Below are 16,019 nucleotides of genomic sequence, written 5' to 3'. Positions count from 1 at the left end.
AAATGCCGATAGAAGCGTTAAGGAATATGCTTCGCTCGTGGGCGAAGTAGCGTCAACAGCCATCACGGTTGGAGAGACAACATGCGATTTCGGGCGAGTTTGTGCTTGTCGGCGCTCTTTGCCGTCAGCCTGTCGGTTGGCTGTTCAATGACAAATCCAACGATTCGAGGCCAGGGCCCGGAATCGAACGGCCCAATCATCGGGACGGCACCGGGATACGGAGATCATAAACGAGCGCCGTATAACGGTCGTCACGGGCATGATTTCAATGTGCTCACGGGAGCCCGGGACAACAACTTCGGTTACGAAGGCGGTTTCTACGCCGGACCAAACGGGACATACACCGATCGGAATCTTCCGTATTCCGTCAACGGTCCCAATGGGGCGACGGCGTGTCCCGATTGCAACAATGGCCAGGCTTGTCCGCAGAATGGATGCCGCAAATGTGGACGCGGCTGTGGCTATCACCACGGCATGCCACATCACTATCAAACCTACCAATACGACTGGCCACAGAACATGGTCTACCCACAACAGGGTGTGCCATCCGGCATGGTCCAGTATCCGTACTACACGCTTCGTGGCCCCACGGACTTCTTTATGAAGTAAGTAGGTCGGGTTTCGCCTTCATGGCGGATCAAGCAATCAGCGGAATCGGAACCCAGCTCGTGCATCGGTGCGAGCTGGGTTTGATTCGTTCTTAGCGGTCGCTATCGATCCGTGATCTGATTGATTCAAGTCTATTGGTTGACGGACATCGCGACGTCTTGAGGATTCGTTCCCAAGGCGACAAGCAGCCTCAATTCGGCACGGTTGTAGTCAATGACCGACGCGAGAAGTCGCTGGCGTGCGTCGCTCAGACGCGTAATGTTATTCAGCGCTTCGATGGGTAGTGCTTCACCCGCTCGCGTTCGTCGAAGTTCCTGCTGCGCCCCTTTTTCCGCCGCAGTCAGTTGTGTCCACGCCACGTCAACGGCCCGACGGCGAGCCCGTGCCTGAGCCTGTTGCTCGGTCACTTCCCGGCGAATTTGGGCGAGTGCCAACGCGCGAGAGAAGATCAGTTGATCGCGCTCGGACCGGCGAATGTTCTGCCAGGCATGGTTGCCGGCTCCCAAATTCTGCACGGTCCAGAATGCCCAAACGTCGAAGTCGGTGCGCCCGGCGGTGGTCTGGTAGATGCTGGACACACCCAGATCCTGCCGATTGCTGCCGCCTCCGAATGCCCCACCGCTGAACCCGGCGGAAATTTGAGGTAGCCAAGGCCGCATTTGTTCGTTCCGAAGTCGAGAGTCCGCAGCACCAATTTCGGCATTTCTTGCCGCAACTTCGGGACGAAGGTGCTGTGCCTGGCCGACCAGATCATCAATGTGAGCATGCTTGTCGACAAGATCCAGCAGCTCGATCGGCCCGGATGACGTTACCAATCGGCACGATGGATCAAGATGCAGCACGCGACTTAGTTCGGCGGCGGCGACGGCAATATCTTCTTGGGCCTGCTGTTCCGCCACCTCCAGCAGAAGCCGTTCGGTTTTCGCGCGGTGGTAATCGGCTTCGCGCTCTTGCCCCACTCGTGCGAAGACGGCCTGCGCACGCTCCACAATCGAAACTTCCTGCAACGTGGCAATCAGCGCCTCGCGACGTGCTTCGGACGCGACCAGGGTCAAGTACCGATCACAGACTTCCAAAAGCGTCACATTGTCGGTCGTGCGGGATTCGAACGAACGAACTGTGACCATCTGACGCGCCGCCAGCGGCAGATAGTAAGCGTCGCCAACATGGGCAAAGATTCGTACGGCCGGTACGGCGACCGTCTGCGTTCCGACTGTATTGCTTCCACCGCCAACGTATAACGATTGTGAATTCAGGCGTCGAATCTCACCAAACGAGGTCTGAACCACGCCACCATGCAGGTGATAGTTGCCGCCGGCATTCAAGGTTGGCAGCCAGAGTGCTCGCGCTTCGCGATGTTGTGCGACCGATTCCGTCACCATTTCCCGGGCAAGAGCTATTCGTGGATTCTGTGATTCGGCCAGATGTAGGGCCGTACCCAGATCGATCATCAATTGATCGTCGGTATGCGGAATGATTTCCGCCGGCGGCTTGAATCCGGTCATCGTCTCGACGGGTGTGTCGAAGACCTCCTGTGCCCGCAGGCCAGTCAGGTTCGACAGGCACACCCCGATGAACATGATGACGATCGTCAGGCACGTGCGTGACGGATGGCGAGATTTCGTTACAACAACACATTCCATGCGTTTCTCCAATTGTTGCAGATCCCTCCGCATGACTCACTGACCTTTCTGTTCGGGCGTGACGGCTTCCACCTCGGGAAGCAGATCCGCCGATCGGATCAGCATTTCGGCCTGTGGTTGTCCCAGGGCCTGATACAGCTCGAACTGCGCGATGTTGTATTGAATGATCGAGTTCAGCAGCGCCAGCCGCGATCGAAGCAGCAATCGCTGGCTATCCAGCACTTCAATGGGCAGACCTTCGTTTGCCCACATCCGTTGCCGATCCTGTCGCCAGCCACGGTCCGACTCGTGCACCGCTTCCTCGGCAGTCTTCAATTGCTGGAATCGAACGCGAACTCGGACCGAGGCCGATGCCACTTCGGCGCGAACGCGATCAAAAATCATCAATTGCTGAAGTTCCGCCTGACGAACTCGGCTGGCCGATGCGTCAATCTGAGCGCGATTGCCGACACCCAGATTCCTGAGCGTCCAGAACATCACGACATCGAAGTCTGATCGCGAGGCAAAGTTTCCGTATCGGTCTTGTCCGGTCGCGTATTGACTGCTGCCGACCGGCTGCGACGACAGATCGCTACCGCCGCCCATGACCCCGGAACTAATTCCCACCAGGACTGTTGGCGAAAAGGGCAGGATCTGTGCCGAATCGAGAGCGAGCAGTGTGCGGCAGATTTCCGCACGCTGCTCGGCCAGTTCTGGGCGTTGCAAGGCTGCGATCGTCAAGAGTTCGGGAAGGGGAATCGGTTCGGGCACAATCGTATGGGGAACGGCCCAGCGATCGGTCGGTGTCAGGCGAATCGCCGAATCCAATCCAATTAAAGCGGCCAGCCGAGCGGACGCGCGCACCATCTGGCTTTCGGCCTCAATCACATCGGCATCACGCTGGCTAAGTTCGCTTGCGGCGCGATTCGCGTCAGAAAGGCGCCCCTGACCGACTCGTGCAAAGGCGGCGGTGCTCCGGGCGACTTCCGCGACGTTTTCTCGTGCTTGCCATTGAATGCTGTGAAGTTCAGCGGCACGAACCAGATTCAAATAGGCTGTCGCGACCTGAAGCTGGACGTCGTTGCTGACCGTGGTGACGTTCGCCGCACGTCGTTCCTGAACCTGTCGACTGATCAGATAATTGTAAATCGAATCCGAGACATTCAGGTTCCACACGACACCCGGGACATTGACCGTTCCTGCCCCGACCGCATTTGCACCCGCACCAATGTACAGCGAATCCTTGCGGACATTCAGGATGTTTCCGTCCGACTGCTGCACAGGTCCCTGATGGGAATCGATATTCATCCCCAGGTTGATCGTCGGAAGAAGTTGCACGGCAGCGAGCTGTCGGGCGGCGTCAGCTTCAAGGACACGCTGCTGTGCGGCAAGAAACTGGGGGTTCTGAATGCCAATCAGGGCAAAGGCACCGGCGAGATCGATCTGGCTAGTTTCCAGCGATTTCAACACAGCCAGTTCGGGGCGAGCTCGAAATTCGGTGGCAATGGACTCTTGGGTCTGCCCCCTCGGCGCACTTTCAGCCCTTTCGCCAACAGCACCATCCGATGCGCGGGGCGGCATCGCAGTTGGCGCAGGTGGCACCGACTGTTCGTCCCGTTGCTTGTCCTGGCGGGCAGAAACCGTCACGACCTTTCGTTGACCGGGCCGTGAGGTGATTGGTTCGCCCGCCGTTGCCGCGTCATGCACCATGGCGGAAAGAGTCAAGGCACACGCGACCAAACGAAGTCGCCGCTGGCCCTTTGGGGCATTCAAACGAGTTTTGGCAGGCTCGGTGATTGCAGCACGCGTCATCTATTCAGGCTCCGGAAGATTCTCTGATGATTCATTCTCGATTGCAGGGCGTGCCAGCAGGTCTGCTGGCGGCTGGCCAATGGCGACATACAAGGCGTAGTGTGCCTGGTTATAGCCAGTGATGGTGTCGAGATAGTCACGCTGCGACATCGCGAGCAGCCTGAGGCTGTCGAGGACTTCGATCGGACGACCTTCTCCCGCCCGTGCCCGTTCGAGGTCCGCGCGATAGCCTTGTTGGCTGGAGAGCACCGCCTGTTGGCGAATGTCGAGTTGGGCCGCCGATGCCTGTGTCCGGGCGAAGGCATCCGCCACTTCGGCGCGAATATCGTTCAATTGCTGCGTCTGTTCCCAGCTTGTCGCGGCCAGTCGTGCGGTTGCGGCTTTCACCAGTGCTCGATTCGCGCAACCCATGTTGCGAACCGACCAGTACATGATCAGGTCTGCGTCGACGCGATTCGCGAAATTGCCGAATTGTGACTTGCCCGTTAAGGCCGCGTTCACGTCGCTTCCTCCACCGAACGCGCCGTCGCTTAGGCCCGCAATGACCTGTGGTGAAAACAACAGCATCTTGGCACTCTGCAACTGCAGCATGGCGGCATGAACTTGGGCGCGTCGGTCGGACAGTTCCGGACGTTGATAGAGTGAAATGGCGATCAGTTCGGGCAGCGGAATCAGGTCCGGCACAATCGCGCGAGGCACGGCCCAGTTTTCGTTGGATTGAAGTTGAACCGACGATTCCAGGTTCAAAAGCTGGCCAATCCGCGCCGACGCTTCGACGACCGCGACTTGTGTTGCCAGAATATCGGCCTCGCGCCGTGCCAGTTCCGCCGCGGCACGTTCGGCATCGGCGGGACGGCCCTGACCAACTTTCGCAAAGCTTGCCGTGATCCTCGCGATCTCCGCCGCGTCGTCACGGATTTGGATCGCGATGGCCCGAGCCCCTTGTGCCTGGACGAGCTGACAATAGGCCGTCGCCAGTTGCAGGAGGGTATTATTCTGTGTCGCTTGAGTTCCAAACTGTGAACTGGCCGCGAGCTGGCGGCTCACAAGGTAGCCGAAATACGCCTCGCCGACGTTCAAGTTGTATTGAAGTCCGGGAATGTTGACGGTCCCCGCGCCGATGGCATTCGTCCCGCCACCGATGTACAAGCTGCTACGCTGAACATCCAGAATGGACCCGCTGCCTCGCTGAAGAGCCCCCGTGTGCTCGTTGTAGTTCATACCAATGTTTAGGTTGGGAAGGATCTGAGCGGCGGCCAATTGCTGCCGCGCGGCGGCCGCCAGCATCCGCTGCTGTGCGACCAGAACTTGAGGAGAATTGTATCCCGCCAATCGCAGCGCTGCCGGTAGATCGATGGGTGTGACGTCTTCTTCCAGATTGATCGGACGGTCCGTGGCTGATTCACTGGATGCTGCGATTTGCTGCTGAGGAAATCGCTTGAGCGTCGACGAAGGAACCAGCCCCGTCTGATCTTTGTCCGCGATCCCTTTCGCGGGAGACGGCGGCAATGCACTGGTGGAATCGATGGCCGCGGTCGGAAGAACCTCAGAACGGGTCGACTCTGTGCGTGAAGGATTCGAGGTGCGGTCGGCAGGGCGTGTCGCAGAGTTCTGCCGACGGAACAGACTGAACCGATCTGCGGCGTCGCTCTGGTTTTCTGCAATCCCGCCGACGCACAACATCAGCGGTGCGGCACGCAGCAGAACGCGATGTCGACAAACGAAACTGCGAAACCAGCTTGGACCGCTCGTATGGTCGATTCGAGGGAGCCGCCCATCCATGGGTTTGCATCCTTGTGAAGTCGGAGTCCATCCTGGACCCATCAATCGGCATTGTCGGAAAACTCTGCATGATCGGACTGAACGATTCGATCCCCAAATCCATTCAATCCGTCCGAATCCCTTCGTCATGTCTGAGACCTGGTCGCGTTGCCGCGTCCTGCTCGAACATGTCCTGTGGAGGCCGTACTTGCCAATCGACCCGACGACACAAAGCCCACAAATAAAAACGACGGCTCGACCGAGTATTGCGGGGACGTCGTTGCCGAAGCCCTATGAATGCGAACTAACCAGCACAGCTTCACAAGACGTCTTCGGAACTCGAGCAGGCACGGTGGGTAATAACTTTCCAAACACGGAGCTGATGGCAAATCTCTTGCATGTTGATCGGTGTCTGGCAACTCACTTGCCTTGGCCCGGTCACTCGTCGCCAACGCTGGATTGAGAATGACGCCGACGCCCTTTTTTCGCCGTTGCTCACCTCAAGTTCGCGATATTCTTGTGATCAGCATGTCTACCTAACGCCTTCAAGACGAACGGCGCACGCACGATCCGTTGCACGCTTGGTTGAACGCATCCATGCAACGAGTCTGTCTGCATCCTTCTTTAAGGTTGTCAGCGCGCTTCTCAGGTGGCTTCGGTGCGGCAATCGATCACGATCGTGTGGCATCGCAGCGCGGAGAGATCGTGTTCGACGATTGCACGAAACTGTTTCCCGACCCTGCTGCAGGCATGATCTCTCGTAAAGCGTTTGATCATGTTGGAAACAAAGTTTCCATGATGGTGGGAGTAATGTTTCCATTCGGCGTTGTGGATGTTCTGAAGAGTCGAGGAATGCGATTTCACACGTGGATAAACCGTAATCTGACTCGCTTCTCGCGCCATTGGCATTTAGGCTGCTGTAAGGCATTGGGCGGCGAAATGACATTAAGGGAACGTAATTTTAGGCATGTTTGACCTACGCAAAGAATGCGCCGAGGTTCGAGCATTCTGTTGGTTCTCGACGATGAACGACACATACTGAATTGATGGGGCGGACACGTTTGGCCTTGGCGTCGTTTGTCACGATGACGTCCTGGCCTGCGATGGTCATGACGGCCCGCCCGATTGATCTTGAACGCGCTTTGGATGCGATGCCACTTCGACAGGTAGACACATGACAAGACTTCGGGCTCGACGTTTTACGATACTGGGATTCGCTGTTGCCGTGATCGCTGTCACCTGGTCAGGCTGGTACTTTCGGACACACGAAAATCGGGCGATTGATGTCGTCGAGGCCGCGAATCATGCCTCAAGTTCAGCATCCGCGAAATCGTCCGGCGTCAAAGTGGATGTCGTCAAACCACATCAAGGCGGACTTGAACGGACCAGCATCCAGCCCGGTTCGATTCACGCTTACGAGGCGGCTGAACTCTATGCCAAAGTGTCTGGCTACCTGGCCAAACTTCACGTCGATATCGGTGACCGGGTGAAAGCGGGCCAGATCCTGGTCGAACTCGATTCGCCTGAGCTTCATCGAGATGTCGACCGGGGTAAAGCGGCTGTCGATCGTGCACTTGCACAAGTCGGTCAGATGAAAGCACGCGTCACCGCGGCCGAGGCCGACAGGTATGCGACCGAGGCCGGTATCGCCCGGGCCGAAGCGGGAGTAAAACGCGACGTTGCGGCATTCGAATTCCGCGACAAGCAGTTCCACCGTTTTAAAGAACTTGTGTCATCGAAATCGATCGATGAACGACTGGTCGACGAAAAAGAGGATCAGCGATTGGGGGCTCAGGCCGCGGTGGATGCGTCACGGGCCGTGCTCGTCGAAGTGAAGGCCATGGTCGCGTCCGCGATTGCCAAGGTCGAACAGGCGAAAGCCGACCAGCGTGATGCCGAAGCAGAAGTCGAAGTCGCCAATGCGTCGCTAGCTCGCGCCAGCGTCTTGGCGGAATACACACGCGTCGTGGCCCCGTATGACGGCGTTGTCACATTTCGTGGATCGCATCGCGGAGACTTCATTCGAAGCGCCGACCAGGGGCCGGTGCATCCGTTGCTCGTGGTCGAACGAACCGACGTTGTCCGATTGGTCATCGCCGTTCCCGACAGCGAAGTTCCCTTCACCGATCCCGGTGACGAAACCGAAACCGAGATTGAAGCCCTGGCAGGGCATAAGTTCTTTGGCAAGATCACACGCGTCGCATTTTCGGAAGACCCCAAGACCCGCACCATGCGGACGGAAGTTGACCTTCCGAATGAAAATGGACTGTTGCGCAACGGAATGTATGGACGAACCAAGCTGCGCCTGCAGGCTGGAAATCCGGCCGCCGTGCGGGTTCCTTCCAGTGCACTCGTCGGTGGAACAAAGGACGGAAAAGGGACGGTCTTTGTCGTCCGTGATGGTGTTGCTCGCAAGGTGCCGGTGGTCATCAGTGGCGACAATGCGGTGAATGCCGAAATCACAAGCGGGATTACGGCAAGCGACCAGGTCATCGTTGGGAACAATAACTCCATCATTGATGGAACCCAGGTCGAAGTGCATGAATTGTCGAACGAGCTTCTCAAGAAGTAACGTCATTTGTTCGAATCCCACCTCAGCGACTCCCTCCCTTTTTGTAGACGGCGCCTGACACCATGAATGGGTTAATTCGAGCCTCACTTCGCAATCCCTACGCTGTGACGGTCGGTTGTTTGACAGTGCTCGTGATTGGCGTTTTGACGCTCAATCGAATTCCCATCGACATTTTGCCGGTCTTTCGATCGCCGGCCGTTCAAACGCTGACCTTCTACGGCGGGATGCCCGCGGAAGGGATTGAAAAAGACATCACGAATCGTATGGAACGCTGGACGGGCCAAGCCAGCGGTGTGGCGCGGCAGGAATCGCGATCGATGACCGGCGCGAGTATCGTCCGCAACTTCTTCCAGGGCGATGCCGATCCCAACGGCGCGTTGACCCAGGTGAATTCGCTGGCACTGGCTGCGGTTCCCACCATGCCGCCGGGAACGCTGCCTCCCGTCGTGCTGCCCTACGATCCGACCAGCACCACCCCCGTATCGATCGTGGCCTTGAACAGTAAGACCGAAAGCGAAGCCACGCTGTATGACGTCGGGCGATACGAAGTCCGCAGTATGATCATGAGTAACCCCGGGGCCATTTCCCCTGTGGTCTACGGCGGACGTGTCCGCGCGGTCATGCTGTACCTCGACCGTATTCGGATGGCGGCACGCGGGTTGGCCCCGGTCGACGTCATGAACGCGACGGACAAGTTCAACATCTTCCTGCCGACCGGTACCGTGAAGATGGGCGATTCCGACTATGCCGTCGATTCGAACTCGATGATCGACTTCGTCGAACGCATGGGCCAGATGCCGCTGAAGGCCGAATCCGGCAATGTCAGCTATATCCGAGACGTCGCCACCCCGACTGATTCGTCGTTCGTACAGACGAACATCGTGCGTGTTGATGGCCGCCGACAGGTCTACATTCCCGTATTTCGGCAGACGGGGGCCAGTACCCTGACGATCGTGGATACGCTCAAGAAGTCCCTGGATTCGATGCAGTCCCGATTGACCCGTTCGGGGATTGAACTGGCGCTGGTGATGGATCAGTCGGTGTATGTCCGCAGCTCGATTAGCGCCCTTGTTCAGGAAGGCCTGTTGGGAGCCGTCCTTTGCTCGCTGGTCATTCTGCTCTTCCTGGGCCAGTGGCGGATGACGCTGATTGCGATCCTGACACTGCCGCTGTCCGTTCTGGGCGCGGTCATTTGCCTCTACGCGACTGGAAATACGATCAACGTGATGACCCTCGCTGGCCTCGCGCTCGCGATCGGCCCGATGGTCGATAGCGCCATCATCTGTCTGGAAAATACGCACCGACATCTGGGACAGGGGGTGAATTCCGAAGAGGCCGCGTTCCTGGGCGCCAGCGAAGTGGCGCTGCCGGAACTGGTCTCGACGCTTTGCACATTCCTCGTATTGGCACCGCTGGCACTTATGCCCGGCATGGGACAGTTTCTCTTCCGGCCGATGGCCATGGCGGTCGCATTCGCCATGATCAGTGCCTACATTCTCTCGCGAACACTCGTGCCGGCGTTTAGCTCATTGCTGCTCAAGCCACATGCCCACCATGACGAGACGCACCAGCCCAAAGGGTGGTTGAATCGAGCGTTTCATCGCTGGGAACAGATGATCGACGGAGCGATCGCGTTTTACGTTCGCTGCCTGGATGTCGTGCTGCGACATCGGTTGCTGACCGTCGGAACGGCCGTTGCACTCCTCGTGGGGGTGCTCCTGTGCTACGGAAGCATCCTGCGACGGGAGTTCTTTCCCGAAGTCGATTCGGGCGCTTTCGAAATGATCATGCGCGGCCCCAGCGGACTGCGAATCGAACGAACCGAAGAAGCCGTGGCCAAGGCCGAAGCACTCTTGCGAGAATCGATTGATGAACATGATCTGCAGTTGATCATTTCCGAAATTGGCGTGGTTGCAGACTGGTCTGCGGCTTACACCCCCAATGCGGGACCGATGGACGCAGTGCTCAAAGTGCAACTCAGTCCACACCGGCATCGCACGGCGCAGCACTATGTCTCGTTGATTCGCGATCGCGTCAGCAAGGAAGAGCAGTTCTCGCAATTTGAGTTCGGGTTCGATTCCGGGGGGATGATCCGCAGCGCGCTTAACGAAGGGAAATCGAATCCGATCCGGATTCGAATCACCGGCAAGCAGCAGAAAGTGGCTCACCAGATTGCGTCAGCGATCAAAGAGGAAGTCTCGAAGATTGACGGTGTCGTCGATGCGCGCATTCTGCAGCGGCTCAATTATCCGCAGTTCACGATTAACGTCGATCGCGTCAAGACGGCCGACCTGGGGCTCAGCCAGGAAGACGTGATGCGGAACGTGGTGGCGGCGGCCAACAGCAGTATTTCATTCAATAAGAAGAATTTCTGGATCGATCCCGTCAGCTACAACCAGTATTTCGTGGGCGTGATCTATCCCGAGCAGGAATTCAAAACGATTGAAGATCTCTTGGATATTCCCATCACGGGCGTGGGACAAAAGACACCCGTTTCGCTCCGGTCTCTCGCGACGATCTCGCGGACAAGCGTGCCGACAGAAATCTCGCACACGAATTTGCAGGCCTCGATCGATCTCGTGATGTCGGTCTCGGGTCGTGACCTGGGACACGTCTCGCAAGATGTCTACGCACAGATCCAGAAATTCGGTGTGCCGGACGGCAACGGCGCGTGGAATCCGTACGACCCTCGCGCGGAAGACAAGTCGTTGCTCAAGGGATCAAAGATCGTTCTCAGCGGTGAATATTCTCGGATGCAAGACACCTTCTCGAATCTGGGTGTCGGGCTGATCCTGGCCTCACTGCTGATGTATTTCTTGATGGTGGCACTGGTCAAATCCTGGGTGGTGCCGCTGACTGTCATGCTGGTTGTGCCGCTATCGCTCGTCGGGATTCTTCCCTTCTTGTATCACACGGGAACGGCACTGAGTGTGCAAAGTCTGCTGGGAATCATCTTCATCGTGGGGATCAAGGTCGCAAACACCGTGTTGCTGACCGACTATGCCCAAGAACTTCGTCGGCATGAAGGACTCAGTCCCACGGCAGCCATTCGAAAATCGGCATCGGTGCGGGTGCGACCGGTGACAATGACGGCCCTCGCGGCCTTCTTCGCCATGATCCCTGCAGCACTCGCGATCGAACATGGCAGTGAAGCCAACGCGCCGCTTGCGCGGGCCATCCTGGGGGGACTGCTGGCCGGTGAGCCCTCTGACTTGTTTGTTCTTCCCGCCTTGTATTCATTGCTTGTCCGCGATCGACGAACTCCATCTGATCCGCGAGAAATGCCTCCAGCCGAAACGGCTCCCGAGCCGACACCCTCTGCAGGACAGGCACATGCTTGAACTGACTGATTGACCTCGCCGATCAAACCGCTTCAAGAGTTCAGACAATGAAACAAGCACTGAAGATTGCGATTTCTGGCGCGGCCGGACGAGTCGGATATGGGCTGGCATTTCGGATCGCGGCGGGGGCGATGTTTGGTGATCAGCAACCAGTCATCCTGTCGCTCTTAGAGACACCGGTGCGGTTGCGGACGCTGCAGGGGATTCAGCTTGAGTTGACCGACTGTGCGTTCCCATTACTCAAAGACTCGCTGATTTCGGACTCGGAGGATGAGGCGTTTGCGGACGCCGATTGGATCATCATGCTGGCCGCGACAGAGAAGACTCTCAGCGATTATTCTCGCCTTGATCTTCTGCGAGCGAATGGACCGATCTATGAAAGCCATGGCCAGGCGATCGAGCGTGTGGCGCCCCGAGCCCGTGTGCTCGTCGTCACCGAGCCGTGCAACACGCTCTGTTTGGTTGTTCAACATTTTGCGCGGTCGGTTCCGGCCGAGCACTTCTTCAGCTTGAATCGCATCGACCGCATGCGGGCCACGGCGATCATCGCGGCCACGGCGGGTGTCCCGGTCAGTCGCGTCAATCGCGTCAATGTGTGGGGCAATCGCAGTGACAAACTGTTTGTCGATTTTCACAACTCGTACATTGATGACCAACCCGCAGAACAAATCATTACCGAACCCAACTGGCATCGCGACATTCTCGAGCCATTGATTGCGCGTCGGACGCAAGAGGTGATGTCGTTGCTGGACGCACCACCTGCCGCCACGGCAACACAAGCGATTGTTGCCACCGTGAACTCCATTTCGACACCTACGCCATTCCAGCGGCGTTTTGGAGCCGGTGTGGTTTCGGACGGAAGCTACGGCGTCCCGTCGAACATGGTCTTCGGGTTTCCGCTCAGAACCGAAGATGGCGTCAATTGGTCCATCGTTCAAGGACTCTATCTCGACGAGTACGCGCTCGCGCGAGTGCAGGAAAACATCGCCGAACTGCATCACGAAGCCACGGTCGCAGGGCTGTAGCAGCCTGTTGAAGTAACGGGACTGGCTCCGGCCAGTTCAAGAAACGCCATGACATTGTGAACGCGAAGGTGCCAGTCCCTCCGACTTCAACAGGCGATCACCAAGATCCGACGACTTAGACTCTGATCGTGCCCGTTCGGCCGGCTACTGAGCGGCGGGGCCCGACGGACTTCCAGTGTGATCGCGCTGCAGCAACCAGGCATGGAAGGCATCGTCCAGCGCTCTGGGGTCGGCGGTCGCCGTGACCTGACACAGCGACCGAAGGCCGGTGGGATCGCCCACGGCATTCTCGCGGCAGGTGCGATAGAACGGCTCCAGCCAGCCATGTTCCTGCAGGAACAGGCAAAGTGCGCGGACCTGAGCATAGTCCAGGTTCGCGCGTCCCGCGGACCCGAACCGCTTTGAAGCGACGTCTTCGAGAAGCCGCAGTTCGCCTTGATTCAACGCGTTCAGCGCCACCGCGTCACGCCAATTGGGCATTCCCTTCAGTCGCAACCCGTCGGAAGATGGCTCGCACTCTTCATGGAGCGCCGCCAATCCCTCATCAAACCATTCGGGCATCCGAGGAAAGTCCGCATGAGCCAACGCGTGTGTCAGTTCATGAGCGAGCGTTCCGTCGCCCGAGGCGATATTGACGACGACCCGCCGCTGGCGGCGAACATAAAGTCCCGAATACTGACTGCGATCAGGTTCGCCGAGCCGACTGTGGCATTCTCGAAACTTCGCCTCTGTTGAACACAGCATGATGACAATCGGATGCCGTGGAGTCTGATGAAAATAACTGGCGGCCAGGGCGCGCACTGTGGGGACGATCGACCGTTCGTAGCACTTCTCGAGTTCGACCCGGCTGAGGTCACCGCCCAGGATGAACGGTTCACGAACCAGCACGCGCCAATCGGAAAAGAGCTTGGCTCGAAGCTCTTCAGCAATCGCCTCACATCGCAGACCTAATGGTGCGTCATTCACCGTGTTGTCGTCTGGCTCGATCCCAGCGGCAGAGGCGACCTGGTCGGTGACACGATCGTTCGAAGGCGCTGTCAGCAGGTAGCAGACGGCCACCAGGACAATCGGTCCAATCGTTAGAATGTGCTTATGTGTTAAAATCACGCCATTTATCCAGTCAGACCGCCATCGACGCCATCGCCCTATTCTGCGTGGAGTCCCGAAGAATAGTGCACTCCCCGCGCGTCATTCCTTTACCAGACTGTACTATGCGTAAGCTGGGTGGGCGCCATTCTGTTTCATGTCCAAGGTGTAGATTCAATTGATTGTCTGCGTTGCTACCAGTTGATACGATCCGTCCGACTTCACCGACAACGTCGGGATAACGCAGATTCGCCGACAATGTCGGCAAAATGGATCTGTGCGCTCGCGGTGTACCCCACCTGACGAATCAACATCTCAAACAGGTTCTCAACGGATGGATTCCACTCTCTACCAGCATCTGGGCGCACATCTCGAGACACAAAACGGGGTGGAAGGGGTCCGCTTCGCCGTCTGGGCTCCCAATGCCACCGAAGTCTCGGTTCTGTGCGATCTGAATATGTGGATGCACGGTCAGAACTGGCTGAACTCCAGCAGTAACGGAGTCTGGTGGGGATTCGTCCCGGGAATGAAAAGCGGCGATCCGTACAAATTTGGCATCCGCAGCAGTCACGGAGCACTTCTGCAGAAGTCGGACCCGTACGCCTTCTATGCCGAATTGCCGCCCAAGAGCGCATCGGTTGTCTACGATCTGACAGGTCATACCTGGCGCGATCAAGAATGGCTGTCGCGCCGCGAATACTCGAACTGGTATGAAAAGCCTGTTTCGGTCTACGAAGTTCATCTGGGGTCTTGGAGACGCCCGACCGACGGTCGACAGTATTTCACCTATCGTGAACTCGGCAAGATGCTTGTCGACTACGTCAAAGACCTGGGCTATACGCACATTGAATTGATGCCCATCAACGAATTCCCCTTTGATGGCTCGTGGGGTTACCAGGCGACCGGATATTTCGCCCCGACCAGCCGCTTTGGGACGCCGCATGACTTCATGGAATTCGTCGAGATGTTCCATGAAGCCGAAATCGGCGTCATCATCGACTGGGTGCCCGCCCACTTCCCCACCGATGGACATTCGCTGGGTTCATTTGACGGCACCGCCTGCTTCGAGCACGAAGACCCCAAGAAAGGATTTCATCCAGATTGGGGAACGTTGATCTTCAACTACGGACGAAACGAAGTCCGTGATTTCCTGCTGTCGAGCGCCCGGTTCTGGCTCGAGACGTTCCATGTCGACGGCTTGCGTGTCGATGCGGTGGCCTCGATGCTGTACCTCGACTATTCGCGCCGGCCCGGTGAATGGGTGCCGAATATGTTCGGCGGGCGCGAAAACCTCGAGGCGATCGATTTCCTCAAGGAAATGAACACGCTGCTGTATCGCGAATTTCCGGGCATTCTCACGATCGCCGAAGAATCGACCGCCTGGGGTGGTGTCTCACGTCCTGTCTATACCGGCGGACTTGGTTTCGGCATGAAGTGGGACATGGGTTGGATGAACGATACGCTGCGCTACATGCGGCGCGAGCCCGTTTATCGGAAGCACCATCAGAATGAACTGTCGTTCCGGATGGTGTACGCCTTCACCGAAAACTTCATGCTGCCGCTGTCGCATGATGAGGTCGTTCACGGCAAGTGCTCGCTACTTTCGCAAATGCCCGGCGATCACTGGCAGAAGTTCGCGAACTTGCGATTGCTGTACGGGTATCAATTCACACAGCCCGGCAAAAAGTTGCTATTCATGGGCGGCGAGATCGGGCAGTGGCTCGAATGGAACCACAATACCCAGCTCGACTGGCCGCTCGTCGGGCAGCCGATGCACGACGGCGTCACAAAATTGGTCCGCGATCTGAATACGCTGTATCGGGGCGAACCCGCCTTGCACCAGCTCGACATGTCGGGTGAAGGCTTCCGCTGGATTTCGTGCGATGACTGGCAGAACAGCGTCTACGCCTATTCGCGTCAGGGTAAATCGGAACAAGATCGCCTGATCGTGGTGATTAACTTCACCCCTGTCCCACGGCATCAGTATCGCGTGGGGGTTCCGGCTCCGGGTTACTATATCGAACGGCTCAATACCGATTCGACGTTGTACGGTGGCTCGAACGTGGGTAACGTCGGCGGTGTTTACTCGCAGCCGGGGACCTGTCACGGAGAAAGCCAGTTCATTTCTCTGACGCTGCCCCCACTGGGAATGCTGGTGCTGAAACCGGTGACGTCGGGAAAATGAATCGGC

General features: G+C 57.7%; 9 protein-coding genes. 5 read left to right on the top strand and 4 right to left on the bottom strand.

Annotation, left to right across the window (positions count from 1 at the left end; all coding sequences use genetic code 11):
* Window positions 1-81: 81 nt before the first annotated feature.
* Window positions 82-609 carry a hypothetical protein gene (locus tag OSO_RS0107540; protein WP_010582828.1) on the top strand — a complete coding sequence of 176 codons (528 nt, stop codon included), beginning with the start codon at window positions 82-84 and terminating at the stop codon, window positions 607-609.
* A 131-nt stretch (window positions 610-740) separates the two neighbouring features.
* Here OSO_RS0107540 and OSO_RS0107535 read toward each other — a convergent pair whose 3' ends face one another.
* From OSO_RS0107535 to OSO_RS0107525, 3 genes are read right to left on the bottom strand one after another with little or no spacing between them, the layout of a single operon-like run.
* Window positions 741-2,252 carry a TolC family protein gene (locus OSO_RS0107535; RefSeq protein WP_010582827.1) on the bottom strand — a complete coding sequence of 504 codons (1,512 nt, stop codon included), beginning with the start codon at window positions 2,250-2,252 and terminating at the stop codon, window positions 741-743.
* A gap of 36 nt (window positions 2,253-2,288) precedes the next feature.
* The gene (locus tag OSO_RS42575) at window positions 2,289-4,043 is read right to left on the bottom strand and encodes a TolC family protein (RefSeq protein ID WP_010582826.1); all 1,755 of its coding nucleotides are present in this window, start codon (window positions 4,041-4,043) and stop codon (window positions 2,289-2,291) included.
* Window positions 4,044-5,825 (bottom strand): TolC family protein, encoded by a 1,782-nt coding sequence (locus tag OSO_RS0107525; RefSeq protein WP_010582825.1) that lies wholly within the window; start codon window positions 5,823-5,825, stop codon window positions 4,044-4,046.
* 1,153 nt (window positions 5,826-6,978) lie between these two features.
* Here OSO_RS0107525 and OSO_RS42570 point away from each other — a divergent pair.
* The 3 genes from OSO_RS42570 (at window position 6,979) to OSO_RS0107495 (ending at window position 12,742) form a co-directional block, all read left to right on the top strand.
* A complete protein-coding gene (locus OSO_RS42570; RefSeq protein WP_010582822.1) occupies window positions 6,979-8,376 on the top strand; it encodes an efflux RND transporter periplasmic adaptor subunit in 1,398 nt (465 codons plus the stop codon).
* A 62-nt stretch (window positions 8,377-8,438) separates the two neighbouring features.
* Complete coding sequence (locus OSO_RS0107500; RefSeq protein WP_010582821.1) at window positions 8,439-11,717, top strand: efflux RND transporter permease subunit; 3,279 nt, start codon at window positions 8,439-8,441, stop codon at window positions 11,715-11,717.
* A 47-nt stretch (window positions 11,718-11,764) separates the two neighbouring features.
* Entirely contained in the window at window positions 11,765-12,742 is a 978-nt protein-coding gene (locus tag OSO_RS0107495) for a malate dehydrogenase (protein ID WP_010582820.1), read from the top strand.
* A 144-nt stretch (window positions 12,743-12,886) separates the two neighbouring features.
* On the opposite strand, the gene OSO_RS0107490 is transcribed toward OSO_RS0107495, so the two are convergent.
* Window positions 12,887-13,849: a hypothetical protein gene (locus OSO_RS0107490; protein ID WP_010582819.1), complete on the bottom strand. Its 963-nt coding sequence runs from the start codon at window positions 13,847-13,849 to the stop codon at window positions 12,887-12,889.
* A gap of 313 nt (window positions 13,850-14,162) precedes the next feature.
* Between OSO_RS0107490 and glgB the strand changes: the two genes are divergently transcribed.
* The gene (glgB, locus tag OSO_RS0107485; RefSeq protein ID WP_010582818.1) at window positions 14,163-16,013 is read left to right on the top strand and encodes a 1,4-alpha-glucan branching protein GlgB; all 1,851 of its coding nucleotides are present in this window, start codon (window positions 14,163-14,165) and stop codon (window positions 16,011-16,013) included.
* Window positions 16,014-16,019 lie beyond the last annotated feature (6 nt).

Origin of the sequence: Schlesneria paludicola DSM 18645 (genome assembly GCF_000255655.1) — a bacterium.
In the GTDB taxonomy this organism is placed as follows: Bacteria; Planctomycetota; Planctomycetia; order Planctomycetales; family Planctomycetaceae; genus Schlesneria; species Schlesneria paludicola.
Note: the sequence above shows the minus strand (reverse complement) of the source record. Positions and strands in the feature narration are given on the sequence as shown.

Bases quoted from the DNA above. Each gene is read 5' to 3' on its own strand.
- glgB (WP_010582818.1), top strand. From the start codon at position 14,163: ATGGATTCCACTCTCTACCAGCATCTGGGCGCACATCTCGAGACACAA.
- OSO_RS42575 (WP_010582826.1), bottom strand. From the start codon at position 4,043: ATGACGCGTGCTGCAATCACCGAGCCTGCCAAAACTCGTTTGAATGCC.
- OSO_RS0107535 (WP_010582827.1), bottom strand. From the start codon at position 2,252: ATGGAATGTGTTGTTGTAACGAAATCTCGCCATCCGTCACGCACGTGC.
- OSO_RS42570 (WP_010582822.1), top strand. From the start codon at position 6,979: ATGACAAGACTTCGGGCTCGACGTTTTACGATACTGGGATTCGCTGTT.
- OSO_RS0107495 (WP_010582820.1), top strand. From the start codon at position 11,765: ATGAAACAAGCACTGAAGATTGCGATTTCTGGCGCGGCCGGACGAGTC.
- OSO_RS0107540 (WP_010582828.1), top strand. From the start codon at position 82: ATGCGATTTCGGGCGAGTTTGTGCTTGTCGGCGCTCTTTGCCGTCAGC.
- OSO_RS0107500 (WP_010582821.1), top strand. From the start codon at position 8,439: ATGAATGGGTTAATTCGAGCCTCACTTCGCAATCCCTACGCTGTGACG.
- OSO_RS0107525 (WP_010582825.1), bottom strand. From the start codon at position 5,825: ATGGATGGGCGGCTCCCTCGAATCGACCATACGAGCGGTCCAAGCTGG.